A 21,198-nucleotide genomic window follows, 5' to 3' on the forward strand; every position below is an offset into this window, starting at 1 on the left:
GTTCGATAGCTCCACCTTATGCTGCCTCCAGGGAAACTGCTGAACAAACCGCGCTCGGAAAAATCGTCGCGCAAGCGGGATTTTGCCGGGGGGGACCGCGATCGCGGGGACGGTATAATGCCCGGCATGAACGCGCCCGATCCCCAGCTCGATTCACTCAAAGTGCCGCCGCACTCTATCGAGGCGGAGCAATCCGTGCTTGGTGGGTTGCTGCTCGATAACAGCGCGTGGGATCGTATCGGCGACTTTCTGGCCGACTCGGATTTCTACCGCTACGATCACCGGATCATCTATCAGCATATCGGCCGCCTGATCGCCGGCGACCGTCCTGCCGACGTCATCACCGTTTTCGAATCGCTCACCTCTGCCGGTAAAGGCGAGGACGTGGGCGGGCTCGCGTATCTGAACGCGCTGGCGCAGAACACCCCGAGTGCGGCGAACATCCGCCGTTACGCAGAGATCGTGCGTGACCGGGCCGTGCTGCGCAAGCTCGTCACGGTGGCCGACGAGATCGCGTCCGACGCTTTCAACCCGCAAGGCAAGGAAGTGCGCCAGATGCTCGACGAGGCGGAGGCGAAGGTCTTCGCCATTGCCGAAGAGGGGTCGCGCAGCACGAGTGGTTTCCTTGAGTTGCAGCCGCTGCTCACGCAAGTGGTCGAGCGCATTGACGAGTTGTATCACCGCGAAGGCGGCAGCGACATCACCGGGATTCCCACGGGGTTCGTCGATCTTGATCGCATGACCTCGGGCTTCAATGGCGGCGATCTGATCATCGTGGCCGGCCGTCCGTCGATGGGTAAAACGACCTTCTCGATGAACATCGGCGAGCATATCGCCGTGGAAGAAGGGCTGCCCGTCGCCGTGTTCTCGATGGAAATGCCGGGCACGCAGTTGGCCATGCGTATGCTGGGGTCGGTGGGGCGTCTCGATCAGCATCGGTTGCGTACCGGTAAGCTGGTCGATGAAGACTGGCCGAAGCTCACGCACGCGATGCAGAAAATGAACGAGACGCAGTTGTTCGTCGACGAGACGCCTGCGCTCAACCCGATGGAACTGCGTGCGCGCGCGCGCCGTCTGGCACGTCAGTGCGGCAAGCTCGGCCTGATCATCATCGATTACCTTCAGCTGATGAGTGGCTCGGGCGGCGGTGAAAACCGCGCGACCGAAATTTCCGAAATCTCGCGTTCGCTCAAGGGCCTCGCCAAAGAGTTGAACGTGCCGGTGATTGCGCTCTCGCAGCTCAACCGTAGTCTTGAACAACGCCCGAACAAACGGCCGGTCATGTCGGATTTGCGTGAATCGGGCGCTATCGAACAGGATGCCGACATCATTCTGTTCATCTACCGCGACGAAGTGTATAACCCCGATACGCCTGACAAGGGCACCGCCGAGATCATCATCGCGAAGCAGCGTAACGGTCCTATCGGCCACGTGCGTCTGGCGTTTATCGGCGCCTACACCAAGTTCGACAATCTGGCGGGTCCCCAGTACTGACGCATTGATTTCCGCCCATTAGTGCGGGTGTGCGGTGACGCGCGCCCGCAACGAGGTAGAATGTGACGTTTTTGTGTCGACCCGTCCCCTATCAATACCCGGAGTTTTCCAATAATGTTCGGTCGCTTCATGCCCACCGAGGGCAAGTTCTTTGAGCTGTTCAACCAGCATGCAGCGTGCATGGTTGCCGGCAGTCGCGAGCTGTCCGCCATGCTCAACGATCTGCCCAATGCCGAGGCACGTACCGTTGCTGTGCAGAACAACGAAAAGAAAGCGGATCGCATCACGCACGAGACCATCGATCTGATGCACAAGACGTTCATCACGCCTTTCGACCGCGATGAGATCCATAAGTTGATCAGCACGATGGACGACATCCTGGATCTGATGGAAGACGTGGCGACGGCCGTGTGGATGTACGACGTCAAGAGTGTGCCGAGCGAAGCCCGTACGTTGGGCGAGATCTGTGTGAAATGCTGTGAGCGTGTGCAAAGTACCGTGGCGCTGCTCAACGATATGGATCGTGCCCGCGAGATTCTGAAGCTCTGCGAAGAAATCGACGGGCTTGAATCGGAGGCCGATCGCCTGCTGCGCGCGTCGCTGTCGAAGTTGTTCCGCGAAGAATCCGACGTGAAAGAGCTGATCAAGCAAAAGGCGGTGTCTGAATTGCTCGAATCGGTGACCGATAAGTGCGAGGACGTTGCCAACATCATCGAAGGCATTGTGCTGGAAAACGCCTGAGCGGAGACTTTCGATGGCAACGCTGCACATCAGCCTTTGGCTGATCGGACTATTGGTCGCTCTGGCGCTCTTGTTCGACTTCATGAACGGCTTTCACGACGCCGCCAACTCGATCGCCACGGTGGTCTCGACGGGCGTGCTCAAGCCGCATCAGGCGGTGGCTTTCGCCGCCATGTTCAACATCATTGCATTGTTCGTCTTTCATCTGAAAGTCGCGGCGACGGTGGGCAAGGGCACGGTTCACCCCGAGATCGTCGATCACTATGTGATCTTCGGCGCTCTCGTGGGCGCTATCGCATGGAACATCATCACCTGGTACTACGGCATTCCGTCGAGTTCGTCGCACGCCCTGATCGGTGGTCTGGTCGGCGCGGCGGTGGCCAAGGCGGGCACGGGATCGCTCGTCGCGAGTGGTCTGCTGCAAACCGTGGCATTTATTTTTATCTCGCCGCTGCTTGGTTTCGTGCTCGGCTCGTTCTTCATGCTCCTGGTGTCGTGGCTGTTCTTCCGAACGCCACCCGCGCGCGTGGACCGCTGGTTCCGTCGCCTGCAACTGGTCTCGGCCGGTATGTACAGCCTGGGGCACGGGGGTAACGACGCGCAGAAAACCATCGGTATCATCTGGATGTTGCTGATTGCTGCCGGCATGTGGCCGCAGGAAGCGTCGGAACCGCCGTTGTGGGTGATCGTGGGCTGCTATCTGGCGATCGGTCTGGGCACCATGTTCGGTGGCTGGCGTATCGTGCGTACGATGGGGCAGAAGATCACCAAGCTCAAGCCGGTGGGGGGCTTCTGCGCCGAAACGGGCGGGGCGTTCACGCTGTTCTTCGCCTCGTGGCTCGGCGTGCCGGTCTCGACCACGCACACGATTACCGGGGCCATCGTAGGTGTCGGCGCCACGCGCAAGCTCTCGGCCGTGCGTTGGGGCGTGGCAGGCAACATCGTCTGGGCATGGGTGTTGACGATCCCGGCCTCGGCGTTCATTGCCGCTATCGCCTGGTGGGTGGGCAAACAGATTCTGTAATGTCTTTTCCGCAGTTATGCCGTCGTCATGGCGGCGAACTTGCCCGGAAACATGAAAAAAGCGGCTTCGGCCGCTTTTTTTATTTTCGCTTCGTGCCTCGCGTTGCACGAGCGCATTGACGCGCGATATGGCCTTCATCGAGAAAATCAATTTCAATAGTCAATTGCGATTGATTATCATTTTTTATAGCGTTTTATCGAACCCCGTTGGAGGCTAATATGAACACACTGATTCATCATTCCCTGCGCAGCCGTCCACTCGCCGCGCTCATGGGCGTGGCAATCAATATCGGCGGCGCCGCGACACTGCTCGCGCATCTGCGCTGACCCACATTACATTGGTCACACGGAGAGCGTATGCAACGCGACGCATTCGAGCGAGAACTGGCCCTGGAGGGTTTTACGGAGCTGGTGAAGGTAACGAGAGAGGCGGGCAATCTCGACGTGCATGCGCATCCCTTTGAGGCGAAGGCGCTGATTCTTTTCGGCGAGATCGCCATTCGCATCGGCGACAACGAGCGCGTGTATCACGAGGGCGATGTCTTCCATCTGAGGGCCAACGAAGCGCATGCCGAGCATTACGGCCCGGCGGGTGTGCAATATCTCGTTGGCCGCAAGACCCTACATTGAGCCGTTGGCGAAGCGGGCAATCGGATCGTCGTCCTGCGCGGGTGGCGTGACGAGGTTGGCGGTGCGGCTCGGTGGCGACACCAGTGGTGTTTCCATCGGCGACGGCGTAGCGGACGTGAGCGGCCGGTTCGGTGCGGTGTTCATCGGTGCGATCGGCACATTAGCCAGCGGTGCTGCCGCAGGCGCTTGCGCAACCGTCGCCGGGGCCGAGCGATTGACGTAGGTCGTGTTGCCTGCGGGCGCCTTGTTGGCGGCCACGCGTCGAACGCCGTCGATCCGGCGTGCCCAGTACGGCACGTAGAGACTCTCCAGACGGACAGTGCCCCCCGTATTCGGGGCGTGCACGAACTTTCCCTGACCGACGTAGATGCCTACGTGCGAATGGGCGCGTCCCGTGGTGTTGAAGAAGATGAGATCGCCCGAGGCGAGATCGTCGCGCTCGAGTGGGGTGCCGACACCGCTCATATCGGCCGTCGTACGCGGCAGATTCACACCGGCGGCACGCGCCACCACATAGCGTACGAGACCGCTGCAATCGAAACCGGAATCGGGGGTATTGCCGCCGTAGCGGTACGGAATGCCAACAAGGCTCATCGCTTCGAGCGTGATTTCCTCCTGACCTGCGCTGCGCTCGGGCCCCACCGTGCGGTTGCCATAGTTCGCAGTGCCACCTTGTCTGACCGATGGGCCTGACGAGCACGCCGCCACCAGCAGCGTGAGGGTCAACGCGCCTGCGCACCGCCATAGCGCGTTCGGCAGTGCTGCCGGCAGCGTTGCGTGGCGAGCAACAAAGCGAGGAGTGCAGGGAGGGCGCTGAATTCGCATGCGCCGAGTTTACGACGCTTGCCGGGCAAATGCATCGCAAAAGTGCCGAAATACGGGCGTTCTGTGGCATTGATGTCACAAATGCGTCGATTCCCAGGCGATTTTGTCATCGACACACCGTGCCGCCTGTATCGAGCACAATAAAAAACGGCGCCCGAAGGCGCCGTTGCGATGAGCGTTGAATGCTCGTCATTGGCCCGAAGACGTCAGAGAATTTCCGCCGCGTAATCGGCCAGACGCGAGCGTTCGCCGCGCGCGAGCGTGACGTGTCCGCTGTGACCCCAGCCCTTGAAGCGATCCACCACGTAGGTGAGGCCCGAGCTGCCTTCGGTCAGGTAAGGCGTATCGATCTGCGCGATGTTGCCCAGACAGACCAGCTTGGTGCCGGGACCCGCGCGCGTGACGAGGGTCTTCATCTGCTTCGGCGTCAGATTCTGCGCCTCGTCGATGATGACGAACTTGTTCACGAACGTGCGCCCGCGCATGAAGTTCATGCTCTTGACCTTAAGTCGCGAGCGAATCAGTTCCTGCGTAGCCGCGCGGCCCCATTCACCTGCGGAGTCGTCCGTCTTTTGCAGCACTTCGAGGTTGTCGTCGAATGCGCCCATCCACGGTTGCATCTTCTCTTCCTCGGTACCCGGCAGGAAGCCGATATCTTCACCGACGGGCACGGTCGCGCGCGTGATGATGATTTCGTTGTAGCGCTTCTCGTCGAGCGTTTGTGCCAGGCCTGCAGCGAGGGCGAGCAGCGTCTTGCCGGTACCGGCCTGACCGAGCAGCGTGATGAAGTCCACTTCGGGATTCATCAGCAGATTCAGCGCAAAGTTCTGCTCGCGGTTGCGTGCCGTGATGCCCCACACATTGTTCTTGTGGTGCCCATAATCGCGCAGCGTTTGCAGTAGCGCCGTCTTGCCGTTGATCTCGCGAACCTGTGCGTAGAAGGGGGCCTCACCGTTGTTCGTCTCCAGATAGACGAACTGGTTGATGAGGAAATTCATGCACAGCGGCCCGGTAATGCGATAGAACGTGGTGCCGGTACGGTTGTCCTGCCAGCTCTCCATGCCCTTGCCGTGCTTGGTCCAGAAGTCCGGCGGCAGAGCCATCACACCCGAGTACAGCAGATCGCTGTCCTCGAGCACCTTGTCGTTGAAATAGTCTTCCGCAGGCAGGCCAAGCGCATGCGCCTTGACGCGCATGTTGATGTCCTTCGACACCAGCACAACCTGACGATCGCGGAATTTGTCCTGCAGTGCGCGCACGACGCCGAGAATCTGATTGTCGGCTTTGCCTTGCGGCAATCCTTCGAGCGGCGGCACTTCGTGCAGATCGGTCTGGAAGTACAGGCGGCCCGTGGCGTCCTTGTTGCCGAGCCGGGAGAGGGGAATGCCCTCGGCCATCGACTTCGTGCCGCTTTCCGCGACCAGTCCATCGAGGGTGCGGCTCACCTGACGCGCGTTGCGCGCCACTTCCGACATGCCTTTCTTGTGGTTGTCCAGCTCCTCCAACGTCATCATTGGCAGATAGACGTCGTGCTCTTCGAAGCGGAACAGGCTGCTCGGGTCGTGCATGAGCACATTCGTGTCGAGCACGAAGAGCTTGGCGGGTTCCAGATCCTTGTTGCGGGCACGCTTCGAACCACCGTTCGTCGCCGTCGACTTCACGGCCTTGAGAGACGGGGTTGCGCCGGTCGAGTCGGCTGCCGGAGGCGGCGATTGGGGCGAGCGTGCTGCGGGCGACGGCTGTGGTGCAGTCTGCGTCACCGGACCTGTTTTCGGGACGACCTTCAATTCGGCCGTGCCTGCTGCACCGGACGTCTCGCCCAGTGCATGTTGTTCAGATGAGGGGATCGGTTTCTTGGCCTCCGTGCGCGAAGGTTTGAGGCGAGTGGGGAATTGTTCCGGGGCAAGCAGCGTGCCCGGTTTGGTCGGCGCCGATGGCAATGGCATAGATTTCCCGTTCAAGAAAACACAACACTACTCGGCCAGGACAGACAGCGATACCACACGTCCCGGCAACAAAAAAGCCGCCTGCCCGGACGCACCGGAGAGGCGGCTTGGCTGAAGGCGCCGCCGTGGCAACGCCTGCAATAGTCTCGTTCAATGCGCTTGATCATTACGGCCGACTATAACGTCTCTTGCCGGACTTGTATAGCGTCGAATGCTCTCGACGACGGCCGCTATCGACCTGTTCGCAACACCCTTACAGATAGCGCCCGTCCCGGTTCAATGGCGATGCCCGGCGCCCATTTGTCCCGGAGCATCGCACGTGCCGGCGGGTGTTCAGAGCGCCTGTACGGCAGCCAGGACATCCGCAACGTGATCGGGCACGCGCACGCCGCGCCACTCCTGGCGCAACACGCCTTTTTCGTCGATCAGGAAGGTGCTGCGCTCGATACCCAAATGCTCTTTGCCATACAGTTTTTTCAACTTGATGACACCGAACAGCTTGCAGACGGCTTCGTCACCGTCCGAGATCAGCGCAAAAGGCAGTTCGAGCTTTCGCTGGAAATTCTCATGCGATCGAAGGCTGTCGCGCGACACGCCGACGATCTGCGCGCCGGCAGCCCGGAACTGATCATAGCTGTCGCGGAAATTCATGCCTTCCGTCGTGCAGCCGGGGGTGTTGTCCTTCGGGTAGAAGTAGATCACCAACTTCTGGCCGCGATGCGCCTTGAGCGAAAAATCGCCGCCGGTGGCCGGTGCGGTGAAATCGGGCACGGGAGTGTCGATGGCTACCGTCACTATGGTCTCCTTGGGTGGCCTTTCAAGGCCGAAACGGGGAAGCAGGTCGAGGCGGGTTCAGGCAACGGCCTGCCCCTCGAGAATCAGATCGCCTGAGCGGCCCGGAATTTCGCCCCACACGACGGGATGCGCCGGCAGCGAGGCGAGATCGAGCGTCTCGTAGTACTGGCCCATCGTCACCAGATCGTGCCCTTGACGACGCCATCCGGCCAGCAATTGACGGAACAACGGGGCCAGTTTTTGGCCCTCAAGCTCTGCGTGAAGCGTGAACACGTGATGTTGCGCCGGATCGCGGGTCAGGGCAAGCAGGTGCTCGGCCACGCCGTTGATATCGCGGCCGTCGATACCGAGCAACTCATCTACAGTGGGCAGCGTCGTCGGCATTTGCACGTGTTTCAGGCGCACGCCATCGACGATCGGGTAGTGCGGCGCCGTACCACGCCCGTCCGACGCATATTTCATGCCCCAGGCGTCGATCTGCCGGAAGGCGTCATTGTTCATCTGCCAGCCGGCCGCGCCGTGCGTGAGCGGCGGTGCGCCGAAGATCTGCGTGAAACGTGCATAGGCCTGCGACATCTGCCGCTGCGTCCAGGCGGCGTCGCGCGTGCGCACGTTGTCTTGCCAGTAGGTGTGGTCCCACGTGTGGATGCCGGTCTCGTGTCCGGCGTCCTGAACGGTGCGCATGACGCTGGCCGCGCGCAGCCCGATGTCCGGGCCAGGGAGCAGGGTGCCGTACATGAGCGTCTTGAAGCCGTAGTGTTCGACGACCGAAGTGCGCGAGACCTTCTTCAGAAAGCCGGGGCGGAAGACGCGCTTGAGCGCCCAGCCGGTGTGATCCGGCCCGAGGCTGAACAGGAACGTCGCTTGTGCCTCGTGCTCGGCCAGTGCCGCAAGCAGATTGGGCACGCCTTCACGCGTACCGCGCAGCGTGTCGACGTCGATCTTCAGGACAATCTTGGCCATAGCCGCCCTCAGGTGGGGGATCGCGCAGACTTCGCGCCATCTCCCGAATGTCGAATGAAAAATGTCGAGTCAAAAACGCCCGATGCGCCGAGGGCGCACCGGGCGTGCAGTGCGATGTCTTACCCGCGACCGAGTGGCGGCGGGCCAGAGCTTTGCACCTTGGCTCGTAACTCGGTTACTCGCCTTCGACCAGACGGCGAGCTTCGGCAACGTGGCTACGATACGCTTCGAAAATCTTGCGCAGTGCGTCGTCCATCGAGGTGGTCGGTGCCCAGCCGAGTTCCTGCATGGTGTTCTCGATCTTTGGCACGCGGTTCTGCACGTCCTGATAGCCGTTGCCGTAGTACGCGCCCGACGAGGTTTCGACAAGCTGAACCTTTTTGGCCGTGTCGGCGTACTCGGGGTATTCGGCGGCCAGCTTGAGCATCATGTTGGCCAACTCGCGCACCGAGAAGTTGTTCGTCGGGTTGCCGATGTTGTAGATCTTGCCGCTGGCAATGTTGTTCTTGTTGTCGATGATGCGTACCAGCGCGTCGATACCGTCGTCAATATCGGTAAAGGCGCGCTTCTGGTGGCCGCCGTCGACCAGACTGATGTTCTCGCCACGAGCGATGTGGCCGAGGAACTGCGTGACCACGCGCGACGAACCTTCCTTCGGCGTGTAGATCGAGTCGAGACCTGCGCCGATCCAGTTGAACGGACGGAACAGCGAGAAGTTCAGGCCTTCCTGCATGCCGTAGCCCCAGATCACACGATCCATGAGCTGCTTCGAGCAGGCGTAAATCCAACGCGGCTTGTTGATCGGGCCATAGATCAGCGGCGAGTTTTCCGGATCGAATTCGCCGTCGGTGCACATGCCGTAGACCTCGGAGGTCGACGGGAACACCAGATGCTTGCCGTACTTCACGGCCGAGCGCACGATCGGCAGGTTCGCCTCGAAGTCGAGTTCGAACACGCGCAGCGGGGCCTTCACATAGGTGGCCGGCGTGGCGATGGCCACCAGCGGCAGGATCACGTCACACTTGCGGACGTGGTACTCGACCCATTCCTTGTTGATCGTGATGTCGCCTTCGAAGAAGTGCATGCGCTCGTGGTTGATCAGATCGCCCAGGCGATCCGTGAGCATGTCCATGCCATAAACTTCCCAGTCGGTCGTCTCCAGGATGCGCTTCGACAGGTGGTGGCCGATGAACCCGTTGACACCGAGAATCAGGACTTTTTTCATATTACGGTCAGTGATTGAGCTGGGAAAACTGTTCCGGCGTGACAGGCTTGCCGTCCAGCAATAGTTCATGAATGACGATGGCATTTGCGTCGCCGCAAACGCCAAGGAGCGCATTATCCACTACTTGCAGTCCGCAGGGCAAACCGGAGGGAACCGGCGAGCGTGACAGACGGGCGCGCGTGACCACCCAGCGGTGGTCCGCTGCGTCGGTAAATGCGCCGGGATAGGGCGGCGCAACGGCGCGAATCAGGTTATAGACATCTTGTGCCGGCTTCGACCAGTCGATACGGCCGTCCTCCGGCTTGCGTCCGCCGAAGTAGCTGCCCGCGCTCAGATCGTTGAGATGACGCGGTGCCGTGCCGGCGATCAGGCCGGGCAGGCAGCGCCAGAGCGTCTGCTCGGCCGCGACCGTCACTTTCTCGAACACTTCGCCGGCCGTGTCATCCGGCAGGATCGGCACCGCCGTCTGGTCGATGATCGCCCCGGCGTCCGGCTTGGCGGCCATTTCGTGCAGTGTGGCGCCCGTTTCTATTTCGCCCTTCAAAACCGCCCAATTCACCGGTACGCGGCCACGATACTTCGGCAGCAACGAACCGTGCATGTTGAAGGCGCCTCGAGGGGCGATTTCGAGCACCGCCGGGGGAATCATGTGGCGGTAGTAGAACGAGAAGATGAAATCCGGCGCAATGGCACGGATTTGCTCGGCAAGCGCGGGATCGGCGGGATCGTCGGGGGTGACGACCGGGATGCCGTGCTCGGCGGCGACACTGGCGACGCTGCCGAACCAGATGTTCTCGTTCGGATTGTCCTGATGCGTGACGACGAGTGCGACGTCGACGCCGCGCGCGAGCAGCACCCGAAGGCAGCGCACGCCAACGTTGTGATAGGCGAAAACGATGGCTTTGGCGCTCATGAGGCGTGCGATCCCAGTTCCGTCGCGCCGGTGGTCCGGCTGGCGCTTGAGGGGCCGCCGGCGGCGTTCTCCGAACGGCCCGACGGGTGTTCTTCAAGCACCGCCTGAACCAGATAGCGCGGGCGCTGACGAACCTGCTGATAAATGCGGCCGATGTATTCGCCGAGCAGACCCATGCCGAACAGAATCACGCCAAGCAGGCAGAACGTGACGGCGAACAGCGTGAACACCCCCTGGACTTCCGAGCCGAAGAGGAAGCGGCGGGCGATCAGCACAATGAACAACAGGCCGGAGGCGGCGGACAGTGTGATGCCTACGCCCGAGAGCCATTGCAGCGGCACCACCGAGAAACCGGTGACGAGGTCGAAATTCAGACGAATCAGGCTATAGAGCGAATACTTCGACTCGCCCGCAAAGCGTTCCTCGTGAGCCACATCCACTTCCGTGGGGTTTTGCGCGAACGTGTAGGCCAGCGCCGGAATGAACGTGTTGATCTCGCGGCACTGATTGACCGTGTCGACGATGTGACGGCTGTAGCCGCGCAGCATGCAGCCCTGATCGGTCATGCGAATACGCGTGATGCGCTCGCGCAGGCGGTTCATGGCACGCGACGCATGGCGGCGGAACCATGTGTCCTGACGGTTCATGCGCACCGTACCGACATAGTCGTGACCTGCGGCCAACTGCTCGACGAGCTTGCCGATTTCTTCGGGCGGATTCTGCAGATCGGCGTCGAGCGTGATGACCCACTCGCCGCGCGTGTGCTCGAAGCCGGCCAGAATGGCCATGTGTTGTCCATAGTTGCCGTTGAACAGCACAACGCGCGTCACATCCGGACGCGCGCGGTACTGCTCGGCGAGCAGCGCGGCAGAACGGTCGCGGCTGCCGTCGTTGACGAACACCACTTCGTAAGTCACGCCCAGTTGGTCGAGCGCCGGGTACAGCCGGTCGAAGAGGGCGGCAAGTCCTGCCTCTTCGTTATAAACCGGGATGACGACGGAGAGTTGTGGACAATTCATTTTTGATGATCAGCGCAAATGGCATTAACGGCTTCGCAGACGCGCGCAACGTCGGCATGGGTCATGGCCGGGAACAGCGGCAACGTCAAGAGCGTGCGGCCGAGGCGTTCCGTATGCGGGAACTGCCCCTCATGGAAGCCGAGTGAACGATACATTGTAAACAGGTGGATAGCAGGGTAGTGGACGCCGCTGCCGATACCGCGCGCCTTAAGTTTTTCCATGACGCCGGCACGGGTGATCGTGAGCCGCTCCAGCGGCAACTCGACCTGGAACATATGCCAGTTCGAGTTCGTGAAGTCGGCATGCGGCAGACCGAGGCCCAACGCCACTGCGGGGCCTCCCGCGAGCGTATCGAAGTACAGGCGGACCAGTTCCTTGCGACGCGCGTTGAATGCCGCCAGGTGCGGCATCTGACCGAGGCCGACGCGGGCGGCGACATCCGTCAGGTTGAACTTGCCGCCGAGCACGTCGACGTCCATGCCGTCGAAGCCGGTGCGGGTCACGCCCTGCAGGCGGTACTTCTCGGCCAGACGTGCCTCGTCCTCATTGTTGAAGACGAGGGCGCCGCCTTCGATGGACGTCAGATTCTTATTGGCGTGGAAGCTGAACGATACGAGATCGCCCAGGGCGCCGATGCGCTCGCCGCGCCACGTCGATCCCATCGCTTGCGCGGCATCTTCGATCACGCGCAGGTTGTGACGGCGTGCAATGTCGTACAGCCGGTCCATATCGACCGGCAGTCCGGCGAGATAGACGGGGATAATGGCGCGCGTCTTGGGCGTGATCGCCTTTTCGAGCAGATCGAGGTCGATGTTGCGCGTGACCGGATCGACGTCGACAAACACGGGCGTCGCGCCGACTTCCAGAATCACGTTGGCCGTAGCGACCCACGACAGCGACGTGGTGATGACTTCGTCGCCGCCTTGGACGCCGGCGAGGCGCAGGCCGATCTCGAGCGTCGCGGTGCCGGAGTTGAAGGCGCGCACAGGGCGTCCGCCAAAAAACTCGGACAGCGCTTTCTCGAAGGCCTGCACTTGCGGGCCCGAGGTGATCCAGCCGGAACGCAGCACCTCGGCGACGCCAGCAATGGTGGCGTCGTCGATGCTCGGCCGCGTGAACGGCAGGAACGGTTGATTCGATTGGGAGGTTGCCGAGTCGCTCATGATGTAAGACAAAGCCTCAGGTAAGCATTGGGGGATGCGTCAGCACTTGATGCGGCGCACGCGTCGATTCCATCGGCTCACAGCCTTAGCTGCGCGCCAGAATATAAACACCGATCAGAATGATGCCGATAGCCACGACACGTTGCATCGACAGCGTCTCGCCAAACAGGTACCAGGCGGCGACCGCGTTCACGACATAACCGAGCGAGAGCATCGGATAGGCGATCGAGACTTCGACGCGCGAGAGCGCCAGAATCCAGACGACCACGCTAATGGCATAGCAGACGAGCCCACCCATGATCGGTACTTGTGTGGCGAGCTTGATGCCGATGGGGACGATATTGGCGCGCGTGAATTCGAGCGCGCCAATCGAGCCGGCACCGGCCTTGAGCAACAACTGGGCGCACGCGTTGAGCAGCACGCCCGTGAGAATAAGGGAAAACGTAGCGAGATTCATGGAACGTTTGTGAACGTTTGTGAACAATTATGGATGTTGCAAATTGGCTGGCGCTTAGCCCTGCTAAGCCTCCGGCCTCGTAATGCTGCCGCTGTGCGGCGCGAATGATCGGGGAAGCAAGTCAATCGACGGGCAAGCGCGCTATTTTACGTTGTCTCCCGGCTGCGGTTTCGAGATCACTATGCGGCGACTGTCACGCGCGATGATGTGCATCGGCAGATGTTGCGCTTCGAGCTGACCGAACGTGCCCGGGTCGACCAGCGCGAGGGCTTTGGGGTCGGCCCGCCAGCGGGCGTAGAAGTCATCAAGCGTCGGCAGCCACTTCTGCGGCTCCTGCGTCACGCCGAATTCGAGTTCGTCCGGATGCTGCACCATGATCATCGTGCGGCCGAGGTAATACGGCATGGTGTGATCGAGCACATTCACGGAATAGAAAGGCACGTTCGGCCCGAGACGCTGCATCTCCGACTCGATCGCCGGCACGAGCAGTACGCCCGAGCTTTGGCGGCCGAACACTTCATGCCCCATGCCGCCGACCATCACAAGCAGCAGCATGGCGCCGGCAAAGGTGAGCAGGGCGCGACGTGCGCTGTGCCGCGCCAGCCGCCAGGCCACGAGGGTTCCCGCCAGACCGATGCCGAGTGCGAAGTACAACCAGATCTGGAAGGCTTTGTACAACTCGTTCGGGTTGCGCACGCTGCCTGCGCGCCCCACGAAGATGGCCACCATGACCAGCGCTGCGATCAGGAAGATCGCGTAACCGGCCAGATGCAGGCGTACCGTTTCGCGGCGCAACTGTGCCAGATACAGGCCGAAGAGCAGGGCCATGGCGGGTGCGATGGGCAGCAGATACGAAATCAGCTTCGAGTGCGAGGCGCTGAAGAACGCAAAGATGAACAGCGACCACACCCAGAGCATCAGCGCCGGGGCAAAGCCGTTGGGCTGGCGCGGCATGCGCAGCGTGGCGCGCACGGTACCCGGCAGCACCGACAACCAGGGCAGGAAGCCGACGATGAACACGGGGACGAAGTACCACGGCGCGCCATCGCGATTGTGGCCCGCCATCGCGAAGCGGCGGAAGTGCTCGTTGATGAAGAAGAAGTCGAAGAATTCCGGATTGTGAATCTGCACGAGCACGAACCACGGGGCCGCAATCGCAAAGAAGACGATCAGGCCGCTGCCCAGATACAGGCGCCGCCACAAGGCCCAGTCGCGTGCGACGAACGTGTAGATGACGAGCACGCCGCCCGGCAGCACGATGCCGACCAGCCCCTTGCTCAGCACGGCGAGCGCCATGGCCGCCCAGCACAGCCACATCCAGCCGCGCACGGCGGCGCGCGCCAGCCCTGGGCGCTGGGCCAGCAGCAGTGCGCACAGTGAAAGGCCCATAAAGAACGACAGGCCCATGTCGAGCACGTTGAAGTGCCCGAGCAGCGACCACAGCGGCGCGCAGGCCAGCGCTGCGGCGGCGAACAGGCCGACACGCGCATTGAACACCCGGCGGCCGGTGAAGCCAACCATCAGCACACCGGCAAAGCCGGTGAGCGCTGTCCACAGCCGGGCTTGCCATTCGCCGAGTCCGAAGGCGACAAAGGTGAGCGCGTTCATCCAGGTTTGCAGCGGCGGCTTCTCGAAATATTTGTAGCCGTTGTAGCGCGGCGTAATCCAGTCGCCGGTGACCCACATTTCGCGTGCCATTTCCGCATAACGCCCTTCGTCGCTCGCAATCAGATGGCGATAATCGAGCGCGCCGAACCACACAAGCGCGAACGCCACAAGAAGCAGCCAGAAAGCAGCGGGGGACAGCGGATAGGACGAGGGGGGCGCGTTGGAGGCGTTGGACGCTGAGAGCGGAGGTGGAGCGAGGGGTTCGGCCGATAGGCCGGAGGCGAGCGGGCGGCGGCTCACTCAGCCGCCTCGGTCTCGATGAGCAGCGCGAGCACGACCCGGCGTCCTTCGCTCATCAGAATGTTGTAGGTGCGGCAGGCCGCCTGGGTGTCCATGGAGTCCACGCCGATACGGGTGCTGGTGAGCGTGCTGGTCAGCCGGGGATGGGCGAAGCGCAGGCGATTGCCGCTGCCGAAGATGACGACCTCGGGGTCGAGGGCGCGCAGCTTTTCGAAATGGGACGGATCGAGCGCGTCGAAGCGCGACACCGGCCAGGCCTGAATCTCGCCCTCGGGCGCAATGATCACACTTTGTTCGTGACGAACCTTGTTCACCTCGACGTAGCCGGGGCCGTAGCCGGTGACAGTGTTCAATGCTTGCGACGGGTCTTGATGCAGTTTCACTTTCGGAGATTCCCTACCCATGGGGTTAACCAATGGTTATCCAGTGGTCGACGAGCGTCGGCGGGTCGTGCAACGGTCGGGCATCTTGCCTCGCGTGGCGCAAACCGTCAATGATGCATTGCCGAACTCTGTCATAATTGGCTAAATTATAGCTTTTTGCCGTACGCAGCACGGCAAAACCGTTGCAGTGCGGCATTTGCCACGCCGAAACCGGGGGGGACGCGGTGTCATGTGCGCTTCGCGCACACGCTTGCGGACCGCCGGTCCGCCGTGCGTCCCGCCTGCTGCCGGCCCGTTCGGACGCTGCGCCGCCCGTCAAGACCACTACCGCCGTGAAACCGATCCTCAAATCGCAGAAATTGCAGAATGTCTGTTACGACATTCGTGGGCCCGTGCTCGAACATGCCAAGCGCATGGAAGACGAAGGTCATCGCATCATCAAGCTGAACATCGGTAATCTCGCGCCGTTCGGCTTCGAGCCGCCCGACGAGATCGTGCAGGACATGATCCGTAATCTGCCGAATTCGGCCGGTTATTCGGATTCGCGGGGCGTGTTCGCGGCGCGCAAGGCGATCATGCACTACTGCCAGCAAAAGCGCATCAAAGATGTGCGGCTCGACGACATCTACCTCGGCAACGGGGCGTCGGAGCTGATCGTGATGGCCATGCAGGCGTTGCTCAACGACGGCGACGAAGTCCTCGTACCTGCCCCCGACTACCCGCTCTGGACGGCTGCGGTCAGCTTGTCGGGCGGCACGCCGGTGCATTACATCTGCGACGAGCAGGCCGACTGGCAGCCCGATCTGGCGGATATCCGCAAGAAGATCACCCCGAATACGCGGGCGATCGTCCTCATCAACCCGAACAACCCGACCGGGGCGCTGTATTCGGACGAACTCCTCAAGGATATCGTCTCGCTCGCCCGCGAGCACAAGCTCATCATTTACGCCGACGAGATTTACGACAAGATCGTCTACGACGGCGCAGAGCACACCTCGATCGCGTCGCTTTCCGAGGATGTCCTCACCATTACGTTCAACGGCCTGTCCAAGAGCTATCGCGCTTGCGGCTATCGCTCAGGCTGGATGGTGGTGTCGGGCGACAAGCGTCCGGCGCGCGACTACATCGAAGGGCTGAACATTCTGGCCTCGATGCGTCTGTGCCCGAATGTGCCGGGCCAGTACGCCATTCAGACGGCGCTGGGCGGCTATCAGAGCATCAATGACCTGATCGTGCCGGGCGGGCGCCTGTACGAGCAGCGCGAGATCGCCCACCGTATGCTCACCGACATTCCCGGTGTGACCTGCGTGAAGCCGAAGGCGGCGCTGTACTTGTTCCCGCGTCTCGATCCTGCGGTGTATCCCATCGCCAACGATCAGGACTTCATCCTCCAGTTGCTGCTCGAAGAGAAGGTCCTGCTGGTGCAGGGCAGCGGCTTCAACTGGATGCATCCCGACCATTTCCGCGTGGTGTTCCTGCCTCACGAGGGCGACCTGGAAGACGCCATCAGTCGCATTGCCCGCTTCCTGGACGGTTATCGCCGTCGCCACGGCAAGTGATGCGCGCCAACCGATTTCGACTTTTGAGTAAAACTGCATGAAACCGATCAAATTGGGCCTGCTCGGCCTTGGCACGGTGGGCTTCGGTGCCTTCCAGGTACTCGCTCGCAACCAGGAAGAAATTCAACGTCGCGCCGGCCGGGGCATCGAGATTACGAAGGTCGCGGTGCGCAACGTCGAACGCGCCCGCGGCCTCGTCGGCGATGCGGCCGTCGTGACGGGCGATCCGTTTGAGGTGGTCAACGACCCGGACATCGACGTCGTGGTCGAAACCATCGGCGGCTACGACCTCACCAAGGAATTGGTGCTCAAGGCGATCGAGAACGGCAAGCACGTGGTCACGGCCAACAAGGCGCTGCTGGCCGTCTATGGCAACGAGATCTTCGCCGCCGCGCGCAAGGCCAACGTGATGGTCGCTTTCGAAGCGGCAGTCGCCGGGGGGATCCCCATCATCAAGGCGCTGCGCGAAGGCCTGACCGCCAACCGCATCCAGTGGATCGCCGGCATCATCAACGGCACCACGAACTTCATTCTTTCGGAGATGCGCGACAAGGGCATCGACTTCGACGTGGCGCTGGCCGACGCGCAGCGTCTGGGCTACGCAGAAGCCGATCCGACCTTCGACATCGAAGGTGTGGACGCCGCGCACAAGCTCACGCTCATGAGCGCGATCGCTTTCGGCGTGCCGGTGCAGTTCGATCGCGCGTATATCGAAGGCATTACCAAACTGTCGGCACTCGACATCAAGTATGCGGAAGAGCTGGGCTATCGCATCAAGTTGCTGGGTATCACGCGTCACGTGGAGGCGGGCATCGAGCTGCGCGTGCACCCGACGCTGATTCCGGCCAAACGTCTCATCGCGAACGTGGAAGGGGCCATGAACGCCGTGCTGGTGCAGGGTGACGCCGTGGGCGCCACGCTGTATTACGGCAAGGGAGCAGGCGCCGAGCCGACCGCCTCGGCCGTGGTGGCCGACATCGTCGACGTGACGCGTCTGCAAACGGCCGATCCGGAGCATCGCGTGCCGCATCTGGCCTTCCAGCACGACGCGCTGTCGAATACGCCGGTGCTGCCGATCGACGAAGTCACCACGAGCTACTACCTGCGCTTGCGCGTGGTCGACCGTGCTGGCGTGATGGCGGCGCTCACGCGCATCCTCGCCGACCTGGATATTTCCATCGATGCGCTGCTGCAAAAGGAATCGCGCGAAGGCGAGCACCAGACCGACATCATCCTCCTGACGCACCAGACCCAGGAGAAGCACATCAACTCGGCGATCGCAAAGATCGAGGCCATGGAAACGGTGCTCTCGAAGGTCACGCGCATCCGTATGGAAGCGTTGAGCTGAGCGCCTGGGCGCCGGCGTCTGGCCACATGAACCGATACGACAGGACACGACCCACATGAAATACATCTCCACGCGCGGCGCGGGCCTGACCTCGGGCGAGCCGCAATCGTTTTCCAGCATTCTGCTCGGCGGTCTGGCACCGGATGGTGGCCTGTATCTGCCGACGCAATACCCGCAAGTGACTGCCGACGAGTTGCGCGCCTGGCGACAGTTGTCGTACGCCGATCTGGCCGCCAAGGTGCTGACCAAGTTCGCAGGCGATATTCCGGCTGAAACGCTGGCGGACCTGACGAAGCGCACGTACACCGCCGAGGTGTACTGCAACGTGCGTCCGGGGGAGGACGCCGCCGAGATCACGCCGCTGCTGCCGCTAGGTGTCGAGAAGGACACGCAACTCTCGCTGCTGGCGCTCTCGAACGGCCCGACGCTCGCGTTCAAAGACATGGCCATGCAGTTGCTGGGCAACCTGTTCGAGTACGCACTGGCGCAGCATGGCGACGCGCTCAACATTCTCGGCGCGACGTCGGGTGACACGGGCAGCGCGGCCGAGTACGCCATGCGTGGCAAGGAAGGCATTCGCGTCTTCATGCTCTCGCCTGCGGGCAAGATGAGCGCGTTCCAGACGGCACAGATGTACAGCCTGCAAGACCCGAACATCTTCAACCTCTCGGTCGAAGGCGTATTCGACGATGCGCAGGATATCGTCAAGGCGGTCTCGAACGATCATGCCTACAAGGCGCGCTACAAGATCGGCACGGTCAATTCGATCAACTGGGCGCGTGTCGTGGCGCAGGTCGTGTACTACTTCAAGGGGTATTTCGCGGCCACGGGCGGCAAGGCAGGGCAGGACGGCGAAGTGTCGTTCACGGTGCCGTCGGGCAACTTCGGCAACGTTTGCGCGGGCCATATCGCGCGCATGATGGGCCTGCCGATCCGCAAGCTGGTCGTGGCGACGAACGAGAACGACGTGCTCGACGAATTCTTCCGCACGGGCCGTTACCGCGTGCGCAAATCCGCCGAAACGTTCCACACGAGCAGCCCGAGCATGGACATCTCGAAGGCATCGAATTTCGAGCGATTCCTGTTCGATCTGCTGGGTCGCGATGCCACGGCGACCGCCGGGCTGCTGTCGAAAGTGGAGCGCGAAGGCGGCTTCGATCTGTCGGGTACCGAGGCGTTCGCCCGAGTGGCGCAGTTCGGTTTCGTTTCAGGCCGCAGCACGCACGCCGATCGCGTGACGACGATTCAGGACGTGGCCAAGCGCTACGGCGTGGTCATCGATACGCACACGGCCGATGGCGTAAAGGTGGCTCGCGAAGCCCTCGAGCCCGGTGTGCCGATGGTGGTGCTCGAGACCGCGCAGCCCGCGAAGTTTGCCGAGACGATTCGCGAGGCGTTGCATCGTGAGCCGCCGCGGCCTGCCGGGTTCGAGCAGCTCGAATCGCTGCCGCAACGTTTCGAGACCGTGCCGAACGACGTGGCTCGCGTGAAGGCCTACATCGCGGAGCACACCGGCCTGTAAGCCGGCGATTGCTCTGTCCTCTGACTTCCGGGCCATTCGTCATGCTGAGTACACAAGAAGCGCTTGATGCCGTGCTGGCGGCCGCCCGCCCGCTCGATCGGAGTGAGACGGTCGACACGCTGGCGGCCAACGGCCGCGTGCTGGCGGCCGACGTGATCGCCACCCTCGACGTGCCCCCCATGGACACGAGCGCCATGGACGGTTACGCGGTGCGGGTGGCCGATTTGCCGGGGGGCGAGACGGTGTTGCCGGTCTCGCAACGCATTCCGGCGGGGCATGCGCCCGAGCCGCTCGCCGGCGGTACGGCGGCGCGCATCTTCACGGGGGCGCCGGTGCCGCAAGGTGCCGATGCCGTCGTTATGCAAGAGCAGTGCGAGGCTCGCGACGATGGTTCGGTCGTCATTCGTCATACCCCGGCCGAAGGTGAATTCGTCAATCGGCAAGGGGCGGATATTCGGCGCGGCAGCGTTGTGCTCGCCGCAGGCACGCGGCTGCGGGCGCCTGCGCTGGGGCTGGCTGCCTCCGTCGGTATGGCGAAGCTGCAAGTCGCACGCCGCCTGCGTGTGGCGGTGTTCTTCACCGGTGACGAACTGACGATGCCCGGCGAGACGTTGCGCGCGGGCAGCATCTACAACTCCAACCGCTTCGTGCTGCGTAGCCTGTTGGAGAATCTGGGTTGCGAGATGACCGATTACGGCATCGTCCCGGACAATCTGGCTGCCACGCGGGCGATTCTGCGCGACGCCGCACGTGCCAACGACCTGATCCTCACGTCCGGCGGTGTGTCGGTGGGGGAGGAAGATCACGTCAAACCGGCGGTGGAGGCCGAGGGCCGCCTCAGTCTGTGGCAGATCGCCCTCAAGCCGGGCAAGCCGCTGGCGTACGGTGAAGTCAATCGTGCGGGCGGCGAGACGGCGCACTTCATCGGCTTGCCGGGCAATCCGGTGTCGAGCTTCGTGACATTCCTGCTGTTCGTGCGTCCGTTCATCTTGCGGTTGCAGGGTGTCACGGACGTGGCGCCGCGTCGCATCGCCATGCGCGCCGATTTCACGCAGACGAAGGCGGATCGCCGCAACGAGTTCGTGCGCGCCCGGATCAATGCTCAGGGCGGCCTTGACGCCTTTCCCAACCAGAGTTCGGCGGTCCTCACGTCGACCGTGTGGGGCGACGGCCTCATCGACAATCCCCCGGGCCATCGCATCGAAGCCGGGCAGACAGTGGCGTTCCTGCCGTTCTCCGACCTCCTATATTGAGAGACAGGCCCGTTGCATTTGCGGTGGGCCA

At 62.2% G+C, this 21,198-nt stretch carries 19 protein-coding genes; 8 read left to right on the forward strand and 11 right to left on the reverse strand.

Going from position 1 to position 21,198, the window contains the following annotated elements:
- The first annotated feature begins 126 nt into the window (after positions 1–126).
- The 4 genes from PCO31110_RS14010 (at position 127) to PCO31110_RS14025 (ending at position 3,888) form a co-directional block, all read left to right on the forward strand.
- Positions 127–1,494, forward strand: a complete 1,368-nt coding sequence (locus PCO31110_RS14010) for a replicative DNA helicase (RefSeq protein ID WP_010803802.1) — start codon at positions 127–129, stop codon at positions 1,492–1,494.
- 114 nt (positions 1,495–1,608) lie between these two features.
- Positions 1,609–2,235: a DUF47 domain-containing protein gene (locus PCO31110_RS14015; protein WP_010803803.1), complete on the forward strand. Its 627-nt coding sequence runs from the start codon at positions 1,609–1,611 to the stop codon at positions 2,233–2,235.
- A gap of 13 nt (positions 2,236–2,248) precedes the next feature.
- Positions 2,249–3,259 (forward strand): inorganic phosphate transporter, encoded by a 1,011-nt coding sequence (locus PCO31110_RS14020; RefSeq protein WP_010803804.1) that lies wholly within the window; start codon positions 2,249–2,251, stop codon positions 3,257–3,259.
- A gap of 356 nt (positions 3,260–3,615) precedes the next feature.
- On the forward strand, positions 3,616–3,888 hold the full coding sequence (locus tag PCO31110_RS14025; RefSeq protein ID WP_010803805.1) for a cupin domain-containing protein: 273 nt from the start codon (positions 3,616–3,618) through the stop codon (positions 3,886–3,888).
- Here PCO31110_RS14025 and PCO31110_RS14030 read toward each other — a convergent pair.
- The 11 genes from PCO31110_RS14030 to PCO31110_RS14080 all read right to left on the reverse strand — a co-directional run bounded on the left by PCO31110_RS14030 (position 3,880) and on the right by PCO31110_RS14080 (position 15,485).
- The gene (locus PCO31110_RS14030; RefSeq protein ID WP_150690676.1) at positions 3,880–4,713 is read right to left on the reverse strand and encodes a C40 family peptidase; all 834 of its coding nucleotides are present in this window, start codon (positions 4,711–4,713) and stop codon (positions 3,880–3,882) included. The two genes, PCO31110_RS14025 and PCO31110_RS14030, sit on opposite strands and share 9 nt — an antisense overlap.
- 206 nt (positions 4,714–4,919) lie before the next feature.
- Positions 4,920–6,659, reverse strand: coding sequence for a PhoH family protein (locus tag PCO31110_RS14035; protein ID WP_150690677.1), 1,740 nt, complete (start codon positions 6,657–6,659; stop codon positions 4,920–4,922).
- A 333-nt stretch (positions 6,660–6,992) separates the two neighbouring features.
- On the reverse strand, positions 6,993–7,454 hold the full coding sequence (locus PCO31110_RS14040) for a peroxiredoxin (protein ID WP_150690678.1): 462 nt from the start codon (positions 7,452–7,454) through the stop codon (positions 6,993–6,995).
- A 57-nt stretch (positions 7,455–7,511) separates the two neighbouring features.
- On the reverse strand, positions 7,512–8,417 hold the full coding sequence (locus tag PCO31110_RS14045) for a polysaccharide deacetylase family protein (RefSeq protein ID WP_010803810.1): 906 nt from the start codon (positions 8,415–8,417) through the stop codon (positions 7,512–7,514).
- Positions 8,418–8,592: 175 nt separating this feature from the next.
- Positions 8,593–9,642 (reverse strand): bifunctional UDP-4-keto-pentose/UDP-xylose synthase, encoded by a 1,050-nt coding sequence (locus tag PCO31110_RS14050; protein ID WP_010803811.1) that lies wholly within the window; start codon positions 9,640–9,642, stop codon positions 8,593–8,595.
- 7 nt (positions 9,643–9,649) lie between these two features.
- Entirely contained in the window at positions 9,650–10,555 is a 906-nt protein-coding gene (locus tag PCO31110_RS14055) for a formyltransferase (protein WP_150690679.1), read from the reverse strand.
- Positions 10,552–11,574, reverse strand: coding sequence for a glycosyltransferase (locus PCO31110_RS14060; RefSeq protein WP_010803813.1), 1,023 nt, complete (start codon positions 11,572–11,574; stop codon positions 10,552–10,554). The genes PCO31110_RS14055 and PCO31110_RS14060 overlap by 4 nt, the downstream gene beginning before the upstream one ends.
- Positions 11,571–12,737: a DegT/DnrJ/EryC1/StrS family aminotransferase gene (locus PCO31110_RS14065; protein WP_010803814.1), complete on the reverse strand. Its 1,167-nt coding sequence runs from the start codon at positions 12,735–12,737 to the stop codon at positions 11,571–11,573. The genes PCO31110_RS14060 and PCO31110_RS14065 overlap by 4 nt, the downstream gene beginning before the upstream one ends.
- A gap of 85 nt (positions 12,738–12,822) precedes the next feature.
- Positions 12,823–13,194 carry an SMR family transporter gene (locus PCO31110_RS14070; RefSeq protein WP_010803815.1) on the reverse strand — a complete coding sequence of 124 codons (372 nt, stop codon included), beginning with the start codon at positions 13,192–13,194 and terminating at the stop codon, positions 12,823–12,825.
- Positions 13,195–13,335: 141 nt separating this feature from the next.
- The gene (locus tag PCO31110_RS14075) at positions 13,336–15,102 is read right to left on the reverse strand and encodes an ArnT family glycosyltransferase (protein WP_144265660.1); all 1,767 of its coding nucleotides are present in this window, start codon (positions 15,100–15,102) and stop codon (positions 13,336–13,338) included.
- Positions 15,099–15,485, reverse strand: a complete 387-nt coding sequence (locus PCO31110_RS14080) for an Mth938-like domain-containing protein (RefSeq protein WP_010803817.1) — start codon at positions 15,483–15,485, stop codon at positions 15,099–15,101. The genes PCO31110_RS14075 and PCO31110_RS14080 overlap by 4 nt, the downstream gene beginning before the upstream one ends.
- A gap of 332 nt (positions 15,486–15,817) precedes the next feature.
- On the opposite strand from PCO31110_RS14080, the gene PCO31110_RS14085 reads away from it, so the two are divergent.
- From PCO31110_RS14085 to PCO31110_RS14100, 4 genes are read left to right on the forward strand one after another with little or no spacing between them, the layout of a single operon-like run.
- A complete protein-coding gene (locus tag PCO31110_RS14085; protein ID WP_150690680.1) occupies positions 15,818–17,044 on the forward strand; it encodes a pyridoxal phosphate-dependent aminotransferase in 1,227 nt (408 codons plus the stop codon).
- A gap of 37 nt (positions 17,045–17,081) precedes the next feature.
- Positions 17,082–18,392, forward strand: a complete 1,311-nt coding sequence (locus PCO31110_RS14090) for a homoserine dehydrogenase (RefSeq protein ID WP_010803819.1) — start codon at positions 17,082–17,084, stop codon at positions 18,390–18,392.
- A 55-nt stretch (positions 18,393–18,447) separates the two neighbouring features.
- The gene (gene thrC, locus PCO31110_RS14095; RefSeq protein ID WP_150690681.1) at positions 18,448–19,914 is read left to right on the forward strand and encodes a threonine synthase; all 1,467 of its coding nucleotides are present in this window, start codon (positions 18,448–18,450) and stop codon (positions 19,912–19,914) included.
- 41 nt (positions 19,915–19,955) lie between these two features.
- On the forward strand, positions 19,956–21,167 hold the full coding sequence (locus tag PCO31110_RS14100) for a molybdopterin molybdotransferase MoeA (protein WP_150690682.1): 1,212 nt from the start codon (positions 19,956–19,958) through the stop codon (positions 21,165–21,167).
- The last annotated feature ends 31 nt before the right edge of the window (positions 21,168–21,198 follow it).

This window comes from Pandoraea communis (assembly GCF_902459745.1).
GTDB lineage: Bacteria > Pseudomonadota > Gammaproteobacteria > Burkholderiales > Burkholderiaceae > Pandoraea > Pandoraea communis.